At 68.9% G+C, this 16851-nt stretch carries 15 protein-coding genes; 9 read left to right on the top strand and 6 right to left on the bottom strand.

Annotated elements, in window-relative coordinates; all coding sequences use genetic code 11:
- Nucleotides 1-38: 38 nt before the first annotated feature.
- Together FEK34_RS28960 and FEK34_RS28955 are read right to left on the bottom strand one after the other, a co-directional pair.
- The gene (locus tag FEK34_RS28960) at nucleotides 39-866 is read right to left on the bottom strand and encodes a mycofactocin-coupled SDR family oxidoreductase (protein WP_138453084.1); all 828 of its coding nucleotides are present in this window, start codon (nucleotides 864-866) and stop codon (nucleotides 39-41) included.
- A 1-nt stretch (nucleotide 867) separates the two neighbouring features.
- Nucleotides 868-1665 carry a mycofactocin-coupled SDR family oxidoreductase gene (locus FEK34_RS28955; RefSeq protein ID WP_138453082.1) on the bottom strand — a complete coding sequence of 266 codons (798 nt, stop codon included), beginning with the start codon at nucleotides 1663-1665 and terminating at the stop codon, nucleotides 868-870.
- Nucleotides 1666-1853: 188 nt separating this feature from the next.
- On the opposite strand from FEK34_RS28955, the gene FEK34_RS28950 reads away from it, so the two are divergent.
- The 5 genes from FEK34_RS28950 to FEK34_RS28930 all read left to right on the top strand — a co-directional run bounded on the left by FEK34_RS28950 (nucleotide 1854) and on the right by FEK34_RS28930 (nucleotide 8061).
- On the top strand, nucleotides 1854-2903 hold the full coding sequence (locus FEK34_RS28950; RefSeq protein ID WP_138453080.1) for a ferredoxin--NADP reductase: 1050 nt from the start codon (nucleotides 1854-1856) through the stop codon (nucleotides 2901-2903).
- Nucleotides 2904-2979: 76 nt separating this feature from the next.
- On the top strand, nucleotides 2980-4392 hold the full coding sequence (locus FEK34_RS28945) for an MDR family MFS transporter (RefSeq protein ID WP_138453078.1): 1413 nt from the start codon (nucleotides 2980-2982) through the stop codon (nucleotides 4390-4392).
- A gap of 228 nt (nucleotides 4393-4620) precedes the next feature.
- On the top strand, nucleotides 4621-5724 hold the full coding sequence (locus tag FEK34_RS28940; protein ID WP_138453076.1) for a DoxX family protein: 1104 nt from the start codon (nucleotides 4621-4623) through the stop codon (nucleotides 5722-5724).
- A gap of 455 nt (nucleotides 5725-6179) precedes the next feature.
- The gene (locus FEK34_RS28935; RefSeq protein WP_138453074.1) at nucleotides 6180-6677 is read left to right on the top strand and encodes a DUF3558 family protein; all 498 of its coding nucleotides are present in this window, start codon (nucleotides 6180-6182) and stop codon (nucleotides 6675-6677) included.
- Between the two features lie 163 nt (nucleotides 6678-6840).
- Nucleotides 6841-8061, top strand: a complete 1221-nt coding sequence (locus FEK34_RS28930; RefSeq protein WP_138453072.1) for a PucR family transcriptional regulator — start codon at nucleotides 6841-6843, stop codon at nucleotides 8059-8061.
- 28 nt (nucleotides 8062-8089) lie between these two features.
- On the opposite strand, the gene FEK34_RS28925 is transcribed toward FEK34_RS28930, so the two are convergent.
- The gene (locus FEK34_RS28925) at nucleotides 8090-8482 is read right to left on the bottom strand and encodes a hypothetical protein (protein ID WP_138453070.1); all 393 of its coding nucleotides are present in this window, start codon (nucleotides 8480-8482) and stop codon (nucleotides 8090-8092) included.
- A gap of 228 nt (nucleotides 8483-8710) precedes the next feature.
- Between FEK34_RS28925 and FEK34_RS28920 the strand changes: the two genes are divergently transcribed.
- Nucleotides 8711-9493: a M50 family metallopeptidase gene (locus tag FEK34_RS28920; RefSeq protein ID WP_138453068.1), complete on the top strand. Its 783-nt coding sequence runs from the start codon at nucleotides 8711-8713 to the stop codon at nucleotides 9491-9493.
- Here FEK34_RS28920 and FEK34_RS28915 read toward each other — a convergent pair whose 3' ends face one another.
- Nucleotides 9494-10276, bottom strand: coding sequence for a siderophore-interacting protein (locus FEK34_RS28915; protein ID WP_138453066.1), 783 nt, complete (start codon nucleotides 10274-10276; stop codon nucleotides 9494-9496).
- Between the two features lie 150 nt (nucleotides 10277-10426).
- On the opposite strand from FEK34_RS28915, the gene FEK34_RS28910 reads away from it, so the two are divergent.
- Nucleotides 10427-11650, top strand: coding sequence for a phthiocerol/phthiodiolone dimycocerosyl transferase family protein (locus FEK34_RS28910; protein ID WP_138453064.1), 1224 nt, complete (start codon nucleotides 10427-10429; stop codon nucleotides 11648-11650).
- Here FEK34_RS28910 and FEK34_RS28905 read toward each other — a convergent pair.
- Both FEK34_RS28905 and FEK34_RS28900 read right to left on the bottom strand, forming a co-directional pair.
- On the bottom strand, nucleotides 11631-13136 hold the full coding sequence (locus tag FEK34_RS28905) for a metallophosphoesterase (RefSeq protein WP_138453062.1): 1506 nt from the start codon (nucleotides 13134-13136) through the stop codon (nucleotides 11631-11633). The genes FEK34_RS28910 and FEK34_RS28905 overlap by 20 nt on opposite strands.
- 82 nt (nucleotides 13137-13218) lie before the next feature.
- Complete coding sequence (locus tag FEK34_RS28900) at nucleotides 13219-15324, bottom strand: AMP-binding protein (RefSeq protein WP_138453060.1); 2106 nt, start codon at nucleotides 15322-15324, stop codon at nucleotides 13219-13221.
- Between the two features lie 313 nt (nucleotides 15325-15637).
- On the opposite strand from FEK34_RS28900, the gene FEK34_RS28895 reads away from it, so the two are divergent.
- Nucleotides 15638-15862: a hypothetical protein gene (locus FEK34_RS28895; protein ID WP_138453058.1), complete on the top strand. Its 225-nt coding sequence runs from the start codon at nucleotides 15638-15640 to the stop codon at nucleotides 15860-15862.
- Nucleotides 15863-15918: 56 nt separating this feature from the next.
- The gene (locus FEK34_RS28890) at nucleotides 15919-16839 is read left to right on the top strand and encodes an LLM class F420-dependent oxidoreductase (RefSeq protein ID WP_138453056.1); all 921 of its coding nucleotides are present in this window, start codon (nucleotides 15919-15921) and stop codon (nucleotides 16837-16839) included.
- Nucleotides 16840-16851 lie beyond the last annotated feature (12 nt).

Raw genomic sequence — 16851 nt, 5'->3', positions numbered from 1 at the left:
GCGATCGCCAAGGCCCCCGGACCCGCAAGGGTGAACCTCTACCGCTGAGTGCTCCCCGCATCCACCGGCAACGTCACCGCCGTGATATAGCGCGCCTCGTCGGAGGCGAGAAACAGCGAGGCATTGGCGATATCGATCGGCTCCACCCACGGAATCGACAGCATATTCATCGACATGGCGGCTTCGGCGAATTCCGCGCGCGTCGGATGTTCGCAGTCGGGCCGGAAGACCTTGCGCACCATGTCGTTCTGAATCATCGGCGTATCGACGTTGGTGGGGTGCACCGAATTCACCCGCACCTGGTGGGGCGCCAATTCCTTGGCGAGCGAACGCATCAGCCCGACCACGCCGTGTTTGGCGGCGGTGTAATGGGCGACGCCCACCAGCCCGCGCAGACCGGCAATGGAACTGGTGAGGATCATCGAGCCGCCACCACGTTCGATGAGATGCGGGGTGGCGGCCTTACAGGTCTGCCAGACGCCGGTGAGGTTGACGTCGAGCATCGTCTGCCAGGCCGCTTCGCTCAACTCCAATGCCGGGGCGCTGGAGGTGATACCCGCGGTGGCACAGACGATGTCGAGGCCGCCGAGTTCGGCGACGGCGGCATCGGTCGCCGCGCGCAGAGCCGCGCCGTCACGCACGTCGACCGTCGCCGTCACCACCTTCGCGCCGACCGCCTCGACCGCCCGCGCGGTCTCCGCCAGATCCTCCGGCGTGGCCGGTGGGATGATCACCGTTTCGACCGGCGCGCAGATGTCGAGCGCGACGATGTCGGCGCCTTCTTCGGCCAGTCGCACCGCCTGCGCGCGCCCGATCCCCCGCGCCGCGCCGGTGACCAGCGCGACCTTGCCTGAAACTCGTCCCATATCACACCTTCTGAGTCAGTCCGGCATCCACGACGAGCTGGGTTCCCGTGACATAACGGGACTCGTCGGATGCGAGGAACACCACCGCGTTGCTGACGTCGACCGGGTCGACCCAGGGCACGGGCAGCAGATTGCGTTGCGCGAGCGCCTCGGCCGCGTCGGCCTCGGTCGGATGGGTCAGGTCCGGGCGCAACTTCGCGAACACGCTCTCGTTCAGGATCATCGGCGTGCCGACCGAGCCCGGATGCACGGTGTTGACCCGGATGCCCAGCGGTCCCATCTCATTGGCGAGGGTGCGGGCGAGTCCGACCACGGCATGCTTGCTGGCCGAATAGTGCGCCGCATTCGCACCGCCTTTGAGGCCGTTGGTGGAGCTGACGATGACGATCGAGGCGCCGTTCGGCAGATACGGCGCGCCGGCCCGCACGGTATGCCAGACACCGGTGAGATTGATGTCGAGCGTGCGCTGCCAGGCGGCGTCGGTCAGTTCCCACGACGGGCCGAGATCGGCGTAGATGCCGGCATTGGCGACGATCACATCGAGGCGGCCGAGGCGACCCGCTCCCGCGGCGACGGCGGCGTCGAGCGAGTCCTGATCGCGCACATCGGCGAATGCGGTGACGCACCGGCGCCCGAGGCCCTCCACCTCCTTCGCCGTGGCGGCGAGATCATCGGCCGAGGCTGCCAGATCCAGCGCGATGATGTCGGCGCCTTCTTCGGCCAGCCTGCGGCAGTGGGTGCGCCCCATCCCACGCGCGGCGCCGGTGATCAACGCGACCTTGTCCTGCATGCGGTTCATGGGATGCTCCCGGGGAATCGACTGCTCACCGGCGTGACGGTAAGGCGAGTCGAGCCGCGCTGCGGCGCAGCTTCCCGGTGAGCGGGCGGTCGACGGCGGCGTCCCGGCCATCGGGAGCGCGCGCCCATCGGGCCGCCGGGATCGGCGAGCATAACCTCGGCGCCCATTCGTGACCGCAGGAGGAAGAAGTGACAACGGCGACTGTTGATCTACCGCGCAGCTCGCGCGCGGTGACGCTGCGGGTGACCGAGGTGATCGAGGAAACCGCCGACGCCCGCTCGCTGGTGTTCGAGATTCCGGACGAGGTCGCGGACCGCTTCCGCTACCGTCCGGGACAGTTCCTCACGGTGCGCATCCCGAGCGAGCAGACCGGCTCAGTGGCTCGCTGCTATTCGCTGGCCAGCTCGCCCTACGCCGACGATGCGCCGAAGGTCACGGTCAAACGCACAGCCGATGGTTACGGCTCGAACTGGTTGTGCGACAACGTCTCCGCAGGTGACGCACTCGAGGTGCTGCCGCCGTCGGGCACCTTCACCCCCGACTCGCTCGATACCGATTTCCTGCTGTGGGCGGCGGGCAGCGGCATCACCCCGGTGATGTCGATCCTGCGGTCCGCGCTGGCCGAGGGCTCGGGCCGCGTCGTGCTGTATTACGCCAACCGCGATCAGGATTCGGTGATCTTCGCCGATGAGCTGCGCGCACTCGTGGAACGCCACTCCGATCGGCTGACGGTGGTGCATCGGCTGGAAACGCTGCAAGGCCTGCCCACCCCCGCCCAATTGGCCGCCTTCGCCGAACCGTTCGGCGCGTACGAATCGTTCATCTGCGGCCCCGCGCCGTTCATGGCCGCGGTGAGCGACGCGCTGACCGGCGCGGGGTGGCCGCGCGAGCGGGTGCGGACCGAGGTCTTCACCTCGCTCTCGGGTGACCCGTTCGCCGAGATCGACGACGTCGATCCGGACGAGGACTCCGCCGCGGTGGCGGTGGAACTCGACGGCGAGGTGCACCAGATGGACTGGCCGCGCTCGCGCACCCTCGTCGACATCATGCTGTCGAAGGGACTCGATGTGCCCTACTCCTGCCGCGAGGGCGAATGCGGGTCCTGCGCGTGCACGGTGGTCGAAGGCGAGGTCGATATGCCGCCGAGCGCGATCCTCGACCAGGAGGACATCGACGCCGGCTACATCCTCGGCTGCCAGGCGCGGCCGCGCAGCGACCAGCTGAAGATCCGCTTCTGATGCAGCTGCCAGGAATATTCCGGTGGCGCCGGTGTTCGTTCGAGTTGTTTACTCGAGCGAACGATAGGGGCCGCCGATGGTGACGGATACAGCGGAATCAGCGGTTGGCCTGCGGTCGGAACGCGGTGCTGTCCTCGGTTCCCTGATGCTGGCCACCTCGCTGGTCGCGCTCGATTCGACGATCATCGCGACCGCCGTCCTCACCATCACCGAAAGCCTCGGCGGCTTCGCCCAGTTCCCGTGGCTGTTCTCCATCTATCTGCTGGCCCAGGCCGTGACGGTGCCGATCTACGGCAAACTCTCCGACATCGTCGGGCGCAAACCGGTGATCCTGTTCGGGATCGGGGTGTTCGCGCTCGGGTCGCTGCTGTGCGGGCTGGCGGGCAGCATGCTCGGCCTGATCATCTTCCGCGCCATCCAGGGCGTCGGCGCCGGCGCCATCCAGCCGATGACGATGACCATCGCCGGCGACCTCTACAACCTCGCCGAACGCGCGAAGGTGCAGGGCTACCTGGCCAGCGTGTGGGCGATGTCGTCGGTGGCGGGACCGCTGCTGGGCGGGGTATTCGCCGAGTACATCGGCTGGCAGTGGATCTTCCTGATCAATATCCCGATCTCGGCGCTGGCGGGCTGGATGCTGCTGCGCAAGTTCACCGAGACCGCGCCGCGACGACGTCAGCGGGTGGACTACCTGGGCGCCACCCTGCTCACCCTGGGAGCGGGTGCGTTGATTCTCGGGCTGCTCGAAGGCGGGCAGGCGTGGGCGTGGCAGTCGCCTGCCAGTATCGCGATCTTCGCCGGCGGTGTGGTGGTGATCGGGCTGTTCATCTGGGTGCAGCGCCGGGCCGAGCACCCGATCCTGCCGCTGTGGTTGTTCACCCGGCGGGTGGTGGTGGCCAGTAGTGCGGTGTCGTTGATGGTCGGTGCGCTGCTGCTGGGGCTCACCTCCTACGTTCCGACGTTCGCCCAAGGTGTGCTGGGCACCGGGGCGCTGGTGGCCGGGTTGACCGTCGGCGCGCTCACTCTCGGCTGGCCGCTGGCCGCCTCGCAGGCCGGAAGGGTGTATCTGCGGCTCGGGTTCCGCAATACCGCACTGATCGGCAGCACACTGGCGGCCGCCGGTGCCGCCTCGATGCTGTTGATTACCGCGCAGAGCCCGCTGTGGCAGGTCGCGGCGTCCTGTTTCGTCATCGGATCCGGCATGGGCCTGGTCGCCACTCCCACCCTGATCGCCGCGCAGACCAGCGCCGAGTGGAGCGAACGGGGCGTGGTCACCTCGGCGAATATGTTCGCGCGCTCGCTGGGCAGCGCCGTGGGTGTGGCGGTGTTCGGCGCGATCGTCAACGCGCGCATCGGCGACACCGACAGCCCCACACCGGACCTGCTCGCCGACGCCGTGCATCTGGTGTTCATCGCGGTGCTGGTGACGACCATCCTGACGGTGCTCGCGTGCGCGCTGATGCCGCGGCGCACCGCCGACAAATTGTGATGAGCCCGAGCCGCTTCGGCTGAGGGCAACTCTCCGCGCGCCCCGATTCACCTCGGTCATAGCGGGTATACGCGGTGGTACGGTCGGAAACACCTGGTGGGCGGGCCGACGACGATGTCGGCCTGGCCCCTCACCGGTCCGCGACGACCCATTGCCGCGGCTTCGCCAGAGTTCGACCGCACGACCATCACGTCACGATCGAGACTCCCGAGGAAAGGGGTTCCCATCATGCTGATCCGCAGGCTCGCCCGACCATTGCTGGCGAGTGCTTTCGTCGTGGACGGCGTCGACACCCTCATGCATCCGGAGCCCCGGGTGAAAACGGCATCGGCGGTGGTGCAGCAGGGGCATGAGAAGCTGCCGTCGGACGTGGCCGAGAAGCTGCCGAGCAATCCCGACCTGCTGGTCAAGGCCACCGCGGTGACCCAGGTCGCCGGTGGGGCGATGCTCGCGCTCGGCAAGGCTCCGCGGCTGGCTGCGCTGGCCCTGGCCGCGACCGTCGTCCCGGCCACCCTCACCCAGCAGGACTTCTGGGCCGAATCCGATCCCGAGCGCAGAGCCGCCAAACGCACCGCGTTCCTCAAGGACGTGAGTCTGCTCGGCGGGCTCATGATCGCCAGCGCCGATACCGAGGGCAAACCGTCGCTGGGCTGGCGGGGGCGGCGCGCGGCCAAGGGCGCGGCGGCCGCGGTGAGCGCGGCACTGCCGTTCGGTGCGTCGTCGCAGGACGGCACCGGCGACGCCCTGCGCCAACAGCTCCAGCACGCGGCCGAGCGCAGTCGCGAGCTCGCCGGTGTCGCCGCGAGCAAGGGTGCGGCTCTGGCCGAAACGGCGCAGGAACGCGGCCCCGTGCTGGCCGAGGCGGCCAAGCACCGTGGCGCCGAACTCGCCGAAGCCGCCAAACACCGTGGTGCCGCATTGGCCGAAACCGCCCAGCAGCGCGGCGCGGTCCTGGCCGAAACCGCCCAGCAACGCGGACCCGTGCTGGCCGAGGCGGCCAAACAGCGCGGCGCGACCCTCGCCGAGACCGCTCAGCAGCACGGACCGGAATGGGCCGAACTCGCCAAAGCGCGCAGCGCCGAACTCGCCGACGTCGCCAAGCACCGCGGTGCGGAATTCGCCGATGTGGCCAAGCATCGTGGAGCCGAGTTCGCCGATGTCGCCAAGCACCGCGGTGCGGAATGGGCCGAACTCGCCCGGCAGCGCGCCGCCGAACTCGCCGCGGCCGCCCGCGAACAGAGCGCGCACCTGGCCGACACCAGCGCCCGGGCGGCCGAATCCGCACGGGACCAGGTGGAACCGAAGCGCGGGTTCTGGCGTAAATCGCGGTAGGGAATGCCCGAGCGTCCGCGTCGCACGATGGTCCCGCCGACCTCGCTGATAGCCAGGTCGGCCGGGCCACCGCGCCGCGCGTGTTCTGCCGGTGCTCCTCCATAGCACGATCCGTGAGCCCGGGGGCCTTCGGTGGGCCACCCGAGTCGCTGAACAGGGCCGCTGCGCTCGACATCAACCGACGCGACAGCGTCGGCACCTCCTGCCGAGGGCGATCGCTGCCGGAACGCAGTACTGAGCTTTCTCCTCCCAGATCAGCAGGACTGCGCGAACGCCGACCACCGCACGTGGTGGGCGGCGTTCGGCTCAGGTTGGCGGCGACGCGTTGCCGTCGGTCGCCGGCGTCGCGGTGTCCGGCGCATCCTTTGTTGCAGGATCAATCTCATCGCGCCGATGCCTGTGAACCGGCACAACAGACGTGTGCGCGAGGCTCCGATCTCGCTAGCATCCGCGCCATGATTCGACTGGCGGCGGTAGTGATCAGCGCGGGCATCCTGGTGACCGGATGCGGTTCCGGGGACGCCGAGACTCCGGCGGCCCCGTCGTGGGATCCGTGCACGCTCTCCGATCAGCTGATCACCGAGGCCGGGTTCTCCCCCGCGTCCAAACGCAAGGATGTGGCCGTCGGCGCCGACGACACCTGGACCGGCTGCGGGTGGAGCAGCGCCGACGCCGCCGTGCGCATCCAATTCGCCGACGACACCGAACTCACGCAACTGCGCGAGGAGCCCGGCATCGCCGATGCCACCGACACCACCGTCGCCAACCGGCCCGCCCTGCGCTTCCACCAGTCCGGCGACGGCCAGGACACCAACTGCTCGCTGGCACTGGGCACCGCCGGTGGCGGGGTGGTGCGGATCCGGGTGGATCGCAGCGCCGATCCCGCGGGCGAGCCGAGCTGCACCACGGTCGAGCACATCACCACGGTCCTCGCGCCCGGCCTACCCGGCTGAGCGCGTTCGGTGCCACCAGGAAGAATTCAGCTGTGATCGCTCACAAACAATGTCGTTCACAGACCCGCGCCCGCCCAATCCACTCGGAAAACTCCCCGGTTGCGGTGACGGGCTGGCTAGCGTATTACCGCACAGTCGCAATCGGGGGGTAGAAGGAGTCACCATGGCCGTCGACAGCGCGATGCGAGCAGCACTCACGGTTTCCGGGCAGCCGATGTCGGCGCCCCTGCAGGACGTTCGCAGCCTATCGCGGCAGATGGTCGGCCATTTCGTGGAGAACGTGGTGCCCTGCGGCACCTTGCCCGGCGACGCCATCTACGGCGACGTCACCACGATCACCCGGGTCTGTCTCGAGCTGGCCGTGAGCATGCTCGACGGGCGAGATATCCCGGAGAAGACCCGGCGCCTGGAGAACGCCGCGGCCGGCTGGGCGCGTGAGGGCGTGCCGATCGACACCATCCACCACGCCATCCACGAGGGCTTCAAGCTGGGCTTCGACCTGGTGGTGTCGAACGCCTCGGTCACCGACTACTCCAACCTGGTCGACGGCGCCAAGCTGGTGGTGGAGATGCTGGACCGGATGACCTCGGCGATCTCCATGGCGTATGTGCGCGAGCTGCGCGCGGTCGTCAGCGAGCACCACACCGCGGTGCACACGCTCACCTCCGCGCTGCTGGGCGGGCACAGCACCTCGACGATGGCCCGCGAATGCGGGATCGAGATCGCCGAGTCCTACACCGTGCTGGCCATGGCGATCCCCGCCCATCCCGACGAGGCCGACCCGACCCTGGACGGCAAGGTGGTGGCGCGGCGCAAACTGCGCCGGGTGCAGGCGGAGCTGGCCACCCGCTGCGGGGAACGGGCGCTGTCGCTGCTGAGCGTGGACGGCGGCACCATCCTCATCCCGAGCGCGACCTTCGCCGACGACGAACTCGACGAACTCGTCACCCAGCTCTCGCGCGCCGCGCAGGTGCCCATCACCGCGGCGGTGGTGGAATCGCCCACCGACAAGATTCCCGGCGCCGCCGACCAGGCTCATGAACTGCTGGATATGGTGCAGCGGCTGCGCTGCGTGCGCGGGCTGTACCGCTTCGACGATATGGCGCTGGAGTATCAGCTGACCAGACCGGGGCCGGGCCGTGAGTATCTCGGCTCGCTGCTCGACCCGCTCGACGACCACCCGGAACTGCTGGAGACGCTGCAACGCCATATCTCCAACAACCTCAACCGGCAGCGCACCGCCAGGGTCATGCACATCCACACCAACACCATCGACTACCGGCTCAAGCGGATCGCACAGCTCACCGGCTTCGACCCGACCCAGCCCTCCGGTCTGTGGTACCTGCGGTCGGCGCTGGTCGCGCGCACCTACCGTTCGTCCTGACATCCGGCGAACACTGCCTGCGCCCGCCTCACACGGAACCGGGCGCCGAGCGCAGCTGTGCCACGTAGGCGCGCGAGACCGCCGAGGTCAACGTGTCGAGCAGATCGACGATGAGGCATTCGTCGCTGCCACCCATCCCGAACCCGAGCCGCCGACGGCCCGGATCGCCGAGACCGAGCCCGGTCTTGACGCTGTCGTGGATGACGTGCTGGATCGCTTCCAGCGGCACCTGCTCCCTGGCGCAGCGCGCGGCGGCCCGCTCCAGCCGGGCCATCACCCGCCGCGAGGACGGATCCGAGTCGTCGAGCAGCACCAACGCCATATCGAGACCGAGTCCGAGCGCGGTGCCGAAATCGCTTTCCGCGCGCCGCGCCACCGGGGAGTCCCGCGCCGCCGTGTCGTACGGGACATCCTCACTCATCGCATTCCCTCCACCGAACCACCACCGACACCTCGAACGTATCCCGGTCTATCGGGCGAACCGGTCACATCCTCCGTACTTCGGCAATCCGCCGAATCGACGCACCACGGAATTGTGAAACGTCCCATTCACACATATCTCGGTTCGTGGCGGCGACAGTGGGGCAACCGCCCGCAGTTCGGTCGCGGGCGTGCTGCGACGATCGGCCGTCTCGATTAGGGTGCGGCGGTGGATACAGCCGAATTGGTCGACCGTGGCAGCTCGATCGCGGATCGATTGACGACGACGCAGGCGGCCCCGCCGTCGTGGTTGGTGCTCGGCGCCGCCGCGGTGGCGCTGGTTCTGGTGGGATACGGGCCGCTGTGGCGGCTGACGCGCAATGTGGTGACGATCGCCCACGAAGGCGGGCACGCACTGGTCGCCCTGCTGACCGGACGCAGGCTCACCAGCATCACCCTGCACTCGGATACGTCCGGGCTAACGGTCTCGAGCGGCAAGCCCTACGGCCTCGGCATGATCTGCACCGCGCTCGCGGGATATCCGGCGCCGGCCCTGCTCGGCCTCGGCTTCGCCGCCCTGCTGGGCGCGAATCGGATCACGCTCATGCTGTGGATCGCGATCGCCGCACTGGCCGCGATGCTGATCATGGTGCGCAACGTCTACGGCGTCGTCTCGGTATTCCTCACCGGCGCACTGGTTTTCGGCGTGTCCTGGTTCGGCTCGGACACCCTGCAAGCCGGTTTCGCCTATCTGGCGACCTGGTTGCTGTTGCTGGCGGGAATCAGGCCCGTCATCGAATTGCAGCGCACCCGGTCCGGGCGCCGGTCGGCCGAGCTGACCACCGACGCCGATCAGCTCGCGCGCCTGACCAGGCTGCCCGGGCTGCTGTGGGTGCTGGTGTTCGCGGCGATCAGCCTCGGCGCGCTCGCACTCGGCGCGGGCTTGCTGCTGTCGGCGACGGCGGGCATCTGCGTGCCGGTGCTGTCGGAGGGCACCTGCCTTGCCGGTTGATCAGGCGTTGTCCCCGGACTCGGCGGCGGCGAGTTCGCGTTTCCAGACCCGGAAGCTCTCTTCGGTGCGGCCCCGCCGCCAATAGCCGGAGATCGAGGCGAACTCGGCGGGCACCCCGCGTTCCTTACGGATGTAGCGGCGCAGGTTGTGCATGACCGCCTGCGCCTCGCCGTGGATGAACACACCGGCCTGGCCGGGCAGCCATTCGGCGTCGCGGACCGTGGCGATGATCGGGGCATTGTCGCCGGCCAGCTCCTCGCCGACCTCGTGCGCCGCGCCGCCGCGGTGGATCCAGTGCACCTCGAGCTGGGCCTTGGAGTTGAAGGCGATCTCGTCGGCGGCGTCGGCGACCTCGACGAACACCTTGGCGATGGCGCCGTCGGGCAGCGCCTCCACGGCCGCCGAGATGGCGGGCAGGGCGGATTCGTCGCCGGCGAGCAGATGCCAGTCGGCATCGGCGCGCGGGGCATAGGCGCCACTCGGGCCGAACATCGTGATCTGTTCGCCCACAGTCACATTCGCCGCCCACGGGCCCGCGATGCCCTCGTCGCCGTGTACCACGAAGTCGATCGCGATGCGGCGGGCGATCGGGTCGACCGAGCGCACGGTGTAGGTGCGCGCCACTTCGCCGTCGGGGCGGTCGAAGAGCAGCTTGACGTAGGCGTCGGTGAATTCGATCGGGGTGAAATCATCGAATCCGGGGTCGCCGAGATGGACCCGGACGAAATGCGGGCCGATCCGCTCGGTCTCGACCACGGTCAAGGTCGTGCGCTTCCTGGCCATCCAGCCTCCCTCGGCGAGTTAGGTTTACCTAACCAAACGATACACGAGCCGTCGATCGACCCCGATGTGACTGTATCGCGGCCATGAAATTCCCGGCGGCACCAGGGTTTTGGGATAGTCTCACAGCAGGTCACCGGGGAAGGCATTGATATGACCGCAGCCACTGTTTTGCGTCCTTTGGCGCCGAGTGAGCAAATTTTCGCATTCGCGGAGGTTTTCGTCGGATATTCGGCGCGTGTCCGCGGACGGCTGGATCCGGGTGCGCTCGCGGTGGCCTTCGATGCCGTGCTGCGGGCGCATCCGATGCTCGGTGCGCGGCTGGCGCCGGTCGACGACCTCGGTCACGTCCTGCTCGCCCCGGACGGCGACGCACCCGGGCTCACGGTGGCCGACGGCGTGCCCGAACAGTTGCTGACCGGCGCGGACCCGGATCAGCGGCGGGCGGCGTGCGCATTGTGTGTGGTGCGCGACGGTGATTACGCGAGCGTGACGCTGCTGACCCACCACAGCATCGCCGATGCCGTGCATTCGCTGTCGATCTTCGCCGAGCTGTGGCGCTGCTATCGGGAGGCCGCGGCGGGGCGGGCGCCGGTGGTGCCGGAGCGGCCGTATCCGGCGTCGGTGGAGACGCTGCTGTCCGAGCGCGGGATCGTCAAACGCCCGGTGCCCGGCGCGACGCCGCGGCCGCCTGCGCACTCGGCCCAGACCTCGGCGGCCGACGACCCCTACCCCGCGCTCATCACCACCCGGTGCCGGCTAAGCAAGGCCGCCACCGCCGCGCTCATCGACCTCGGCCACCGCACCGGCGTCACCGTGCACGGGCTGGTGTCGGCGGCGCTGCTGCTCACCGAAGCCGCGACGCGTGGCGTGCCGGTCGATCGTCTGCACTACGCGTACTCGGTCGATCTGCGGCGGCGGTTGCGTCCGACGGTCGGGGCCACCGACGCCACCAACGTGCTCGGCTACACCTCCTACCGGGCGAGTCCGGGCACCGAACCCAGTTTGGTGGGGCTCGCCCGGGGCATCGGCGCCGCGTTGCGTGAGGGGCTGGATTCCGGGTTCATCCAGCAAACGCCATTGCAGATTCCGGAGATGCCACCGACTCCGCTGGGCACCGTGATCGCCACCAACTGGGGCCGCATTCCCCGCCTGGTCACCCCGGATGGCCTGCGCATCACCGATTTCCGCTCCACCATGATCGCCAAACGCGACCGCACCGGGCGGCGGCTACCGCAACCCGGCGGCGGAACGATCATCATCAGCACCTTCGATGATCAGCTGAGCGTCGAAGTGCACCATCCGCCGTCGTTCCGCGACGAACAACTGCCGCGCCTGGCGCGGATCGGCGCGCTGCTCAACGACGCGACGCGCTGATCCGGTCCCGCACGGTGCGCAGTTCCAGCACGGTGATATCCGACGGCGCCGCCACCCGCACGGGCGGACCCCACGCGCCGGCGCCGCGGGTGACGTAGAGCTGGGTGTCGCCGTAGCGTTCCAGCCCGGCCAACGTCGGATTGGCGAGATCGGCGATCAGGTTGCCGGGAAAGAGCTGGCCGCCGTGGGTGTGGCCGGACAGTTGCAGATCCACGCCGTGATCGACGGCGTCGTGGATGACGACCGGCTGATGCGCCAGCAGCACACAGGCCCGCGCCGGGTCGCGGCCCGCCAGCGCCGCCGCGACATCGGGGCCGCGGCCCTCGGCCTCGCCTTCGACGTCGTCCACACCGGCCAGATCGAATCCGGGCAGCTCGACGCGACTGTTCATCAGCACCCGCATGCCGAGTTCCCGCACGTGCTCGACCCATTCGTCGGCGCCGGAGTAGTACTCGTGGTTGCCGGTGACGTAGTAGGTGCCCAGACGCGAGCGCAGCTCGGCCAGCGGCGCGACCGTCGAGCGCAGGTCGGCGACCCTGCCGTCGATGAGATCGCCCGCCACGGCGATCAGATCCGGATCGGTGCCGTTGACGGTGTCGACCACCCGCTGCGTGAACGAACGGCCGAGCGCCGGGCCCACATGCAGATCGCTGACCAGCGTGATCCGGAATCCGTCGGCTTCGGGAGGCAGCTTGGGCAGCAGCACCGTCATCCGTTTCACGGCCGGACCGCTGAGCACGTTGTAAGTGCCGAGTCCGACGGTCCCGACCGCGGCCGCCACCACGGCGCCACCGAGCACGCGCGAGACGAACAGCCGCCGCGACACGGGCGCGGCCGCCGCGGTGCTGGTCTCGGACGGGTCTGCCACGGCAGTGAGCTGGGAGGCGGTGCCGATCGCCGAGCCCGGTGCACCGGATCCGGCCGCGGTCTGTGGCGATCCGGCGACCTCCCCGGGCGTTTCCGGCTCGGTCGCGGCGCGCGGTGATCCGTCTTCGGACGCGGCCTGCGCCACGTCTAACCTGGTCGTGAGCTGTGGCGATCCCGCGTGCGGCCCGGTGTGCGGCAAGTCGGAGTGCAGCGATCCAGCGTCACCTCGGTCACCTCGCTGCTCGCTGCCGTCGACCTGCGCCCCGGTGTCACCCGTCGACACCCCGCCGTCCCCGCGCACCCCGTCGTACCAGCGCATCACCAGCGGCCGCAGCAGCTCCCCGACCAGCGTCCCGATCAGCAGATAGATCATCAGCGCGGCCCACAGGAACCCCGGCCACGACACCAGCCGGACGAAACCCATTGGCGCGCGGGTGAATTGCGCGACCAATGCGGCGACCATGAGGACCGCGCCTGCGACGATGACGCCGGTGCCGAACCACCAGCCCACCGACCCCGGCCGGGTGGTGTCGCGGACCAGCCGCCGCCACAGATACCAGTGCAGCGCACCGAGCACCGTGAGCGCGAGCAGACCCATGAGAACCGAGACGACGATCACTGGCGCCTTTCCAACATGCCGGGCATTCGCGTAGAAGAACCTACGCGATGGCGCCGCATGCCCGCAGGGGCACCTGCCGCGATTACATCGGTCCGGGCAGCGCCAGTCCACCGATCGCGGGCGGGCGTCCGGGGCCGCCGGCGTCGGTCAGCAGGCGTTTGAGGATTTTGCCGGTCTCCCCGCGCGGCAGCGCGCTCAGGAAGGTGACGTCGCGCGGCACCGAGAATCGGCTGAGCCGGTGCCGGATGTAGGTGCGGATCATGTCCGGATCCAGGCCCGCGCCTTCGCGTTTGACCACGAAAGCCGCCAGCCGCTGGCCGAATTCGTCATCGGGGACGCCGACCACGGCCACCTCGCTGATCTGCGGCAGATGCGACAGCGCCTCTTCCACCGGACGCGGGAAGACGTTCTCGCCGCCGGAGATGATCATCTCGTCGTCGCGGCCGGCGATGAACAGCCGCCCGGCGACGTCGAAATAGCCGAGGTCGCCGGTGTCGAGCATGCCGTCGGCCTCATCGGGCGGCGCGGCGTTGACGTAGCCGTCGAAGAGCATGTGGTTGCCGACGAAGATGCGCCCGGCGGCACCGATGGGCACCGGTTTGCGGTCCTCGCCGAGCACCGCGACCTTGGTGCCCAGCGGTGGCCTGCCCGCGGTGGTCGGTGAGGTGCGCAGATCCTCCGGTGTGGCCACCGACGCCCAGCTGACCTCGGTGGATCCGTAGACGTTGTAGAGGATGTCGCCGTAGAGGTCCATGAATCGCAGCACGGTGGCCCCGGCCAGCGGCGCACCGCAGCTGACGACGTGGCGCAGGCTGGAGGTGTCGTAGCGCGAGCGCACCTGCACCGGAAGATCCATGATGCGTTTGACCATCGTCGGCACCACGATCAGGGTGACGACGCGATGTTCTTCGATCCGGCGCAGGCAGTCCTCGGCGTCGAACTTCTCCGGCAGCACCACCGTGGAGCGCAGGGCGGTGCTCAATTGCAGGCCGGCCAGGCCCCAGGTGTGGAACAGCGGCGCGGGAATGAGCATGGCCTCGTCCATGCCCAGCGGGATCCGGGACAGCAGCGCGGCGATGGTGCCGAAGCCCTTCGGATGCGGGCGGCGCGCACCCTTGGGCCGGCCGCTGGTCCCGGAGGTGAGCACGATCAGCCTGCCCGGTTGGCTCGGGCGACGGAACTCGTACTGCCCCATGGCGATCAGCTCGTCGATGGTGGTGCGGTCGGGCACCGGCGGCCTGCCGTCGGTGTTGTAGCGGGGGACGTCGGTGTGCAGGTAGCGGACCAGTTCTTCGAGTTCACCGTCGACGAACAGCGCCGAGAGCCGGTGCCGCTGCACGATCTCTTCGATGCGCCGCCCGGACAGGCCCGAATTGAGCAGGGCCACATCGACGCCGAGCTTGCCCGCGGCGACCATGGTTTCCACCATGCCCGCGTGGTTGTTCGACAGCAGCCCGATGGCGTCGCCGGAGGTGAGCCCGAGCGATCCCATGGCGCCGGCCAGGGCATTGGTGCGTTCGTGCATCTCGGCGAAGGTGCGGCTGCCGCGGTCGTCGGCCACGGCGATGCGGTCGGGCGAGTGGACCGCGCCCGCGGCGTAGCCGCCCGCCAGGTTGAAGCCCCATTTGCTCAGCGACCGAAGCTGTTTCATGGCCACGTCCGGGCGTCCGGTGTTCACCACGCCGGTGGTCATGACCTGGCGAAGCACGCCGACCTGACGCCGGACCGGCGAGTTCTCCCCGTTGACGACCACGGAGGTGCGCGCACCGCGCACGATGTCTTCGATGCGACGCAGCCCGGCCTCGGTCCATGCGGTGATCGCGCCGTTGGACAGCTTCGCCAGCTGCGGATGCATCCGGCCGGGGCTGAAGTAGGTGACGCAGACGCGGGTGCGCTCCCCCTCTCCGCTCAACCGGATCGAGGCGAAACTGCCCTGCATCGGGCTGTGCAGTTCCATGCTCTCGTACCAGCGGCCGATCGCCACGCGGATCTGGTGGATGCGAATGCCGGTGTCGGGGGTGCCGACTCGCAGTTCCAGCAGAGGGTTGCGGTCGGGCACGTCCAGGCGTTCGGCGGCGCCGATGCCGGCGAAGACACGTGGATAGGTTTGCGCGTCGAGCAGCAGATCCCATACTGCTACCCGGCTTGCCGCTAATTCAGCGACCACATCGATGACGTCGGTAACCAACTGCGTACATCTTCTCGTCGGCCCGCAACGAACAACTCGGGTCGGCGGGTAGCTACTGTGTAACGTCAGTCACAATACAGCGGGGTTGTGGTTCCCACCACCGCCTTTCGGCGTCACCGCGGCCGCCGGTAAGGGCCCCCGAATCCTGTTGCCCGAAGTTCACCACGGCTTTTGCGCCGATCCCCGATCGCGCGCTTGGCCGTTCCCCCAAACCCGTCCGACCAGCCCTATGACAACTCCCAACCGAATCCGGTGTGACGCCAGCCACATTTTCGGCACACTGGACGGTGCCACCATCGACGAAGGAGAAGCGATGACGAAACCCGATCGCCGCGTGGCGATCACCCACACCGAAGAGATCCTCAACTACTTCGGCAAATGCGGTGCCTGTGGCTATCCCGCACGTGCCGCCACCACCAAGCACATTTTCGACAACGACGACGAAGAGACCTGGGTAACGGCCACCTGTTCGCTGCCGTGCGGCTGGGCCGATCGGGTCCGGCCCACCACGATGACCGCCGGTCAACGCCGCGGCTGACCACCCGGCGCGGTGCCGGCCGCGCCCGCCGCCCGGCGGTGCGGCACGATGACGATATGGAATTGCGTATCTTCACCGAGCCACAACAGGGCGCCGATTACGACACGCTCCTGAAGGTCGCCAAGGCCGCCGAGGACCTCGGCTACGGGGCGTTCTTCCGATCCGATCACTATCTCGCGATGGGTGATGCCAGCGGTTTGCCTGGTCCGACCGATGCCTGGATCACCCTCGCAGGCCTGGCCAGGGAGACCGAGCGCATCCGGCTCGGCACCCTGGTCACCGCCGCGACGTTCCGGTTGCCCGGACCGCTGGCCATTCAGGTCGCGCAGGTGGACCAGATGTCGGGCGGCCGGGTCGAGTTCGGGCTCGGCACCGGCTGGTTCGCCGAAGAGCATGCCGCGTATGGCATTCCGTTTCCCGCCGACAAGTTCGCCCGCTTCGAGGAGCAGCTCGCCGTCATCACAGGGCTGTGGGAGACCAAGCTCGGCGATACCTTCAGCTTCGACGGCGCGCACTACCAGCTCACCGATTCCCCCGCGCTGCCCAAACCGGTGCAGGATCCGGTGCCGGTGCTGATCGGCGGCAAGGGCGCGCGCCGCACGCCGCGCCTGGCCGCCCGCTATGCCTCCGAGTTCAATGTGCCGTTCTCCTCGCTCGAGGACACCGCCGCGCAGTTCGAGCGCGTGCGCGCCGCGGTGGCCGAGCGCTGCCGTCCGGCCGACGCCATGACCTATTCGAGCGCGCTGGTAGCGTGCGTCGGCAGCAGCGACGCCGAGGTCGCGCGCCGGGCCGACGCGATCGGCCGCGCGGTGGACGAGCTGAAGGCCAACGGTCTGGCGGGCTCCCCCGCCGAGGTGGCCGACAAGATCGGCCGCTACGCCGAGATCGGTGCGCAGCGGATCTACCTGCAAATTCTCGACCTCGCCGATCTGGATCATCTCGAGCTGATCGCCCAGCAGGTGGGCGCTCAGCTCTGAGCGTCGTCCGGC

Origin of the sequence: Nocardia cyriacigeorgica, assembly GCF_005863245.1 — a bacterium.
Classification (GTDB): domain Bacteria; phylum Actinomycetota; class Actinomycetes; order Mycobacteriales; family Mycobacteriaceae; genus Nocardia; species Nocardia cyriacigeorgica_C.
The sequence above is the reverse complement of the archived record's forward strand: the minus strand, read 5'-3'. Positions and strand labels throughout refer to the sequence as shown.

Bases quoted from the DNA above. Each gene is read 5' to 3' on its own strand.
- FEK34_RS28940 (WP_138453076.1), top strand. From the start codon at position 4,621: ATGCTGATCCGCAGGCTCGCCCGACCATTGCTGGCGAGTGCTTTCGTC.
- FEK34_RS28960 (WP_138453084.1), bottom strand. From the start codon at position 866: ATGGGACGAGTTTCAGGCAAGGTCGCGCTGGTCACCGGCGCGGCGCGG.
- FEK34_RS28925 (WP_138453070.1), bottom strand. From the start codon at position 8,482: ATGAGTGAGGATGTCCCGTACGACACGGCGGCGCGGGACTCCCCGGTG.
- FEK34_RS28935 (WP_138453074.1), top strand. From the start codon at position 6,180: ATGATTCGACTGGCGGCGGTAGTGATCAGCGCGGGCATCCTGGTGACC.
- FEK34_RS28955 (WP_138453082.1), bottom strand. From the start codon at position 1,665: ATGAACCGCATGCAGGACAAGGTCGCGTTGATCACCGGCGCCGCGCGT.
- FEK34_RS28930 (WP_138453072.1), top strand. From the start codon at position 6,841: ATGGCCGTCGACAGCGCGATGCGAGCAGCACTCACGGTTTCCGGGCAG.
- FEK34_RS28895 (WP_138453058.1), top strand. From the start codon at position 15,638: ATGACGAAACCCGATCGCCGCGTGGCGATCACCCACACCGAAGAGATC.
- FEK34_RS28945 (WP_138453078.1), top strand. From the start codon at position 2,980: ATGGTGACGGATACAGCGGAATCAGCGGTTGGCCTGCGGTCGGAACGC.
- FEK34_RS28915 (WP_138453066.1), bottom strand. From the start codon at position 10,276: ATGGCCAGGAAGCGCACGACCTTGACCGTGGTCGAGACCGAGCGGATC.
- FEK34_RS28910 (WP_138453064.1), top strand. From the start codon at position 10,427: ATGACCGCAGCCACTGTTTTGCGTCCTTTGGCGCCGAGTGAGCAAATT.
- FEK34_RS28890 (WP_138453056.1), top strand. From the start codon at position 15,919: ATGGAATTGCGTATCTTCACCGAGCCACAACAGGGCGCCGATTACGAC.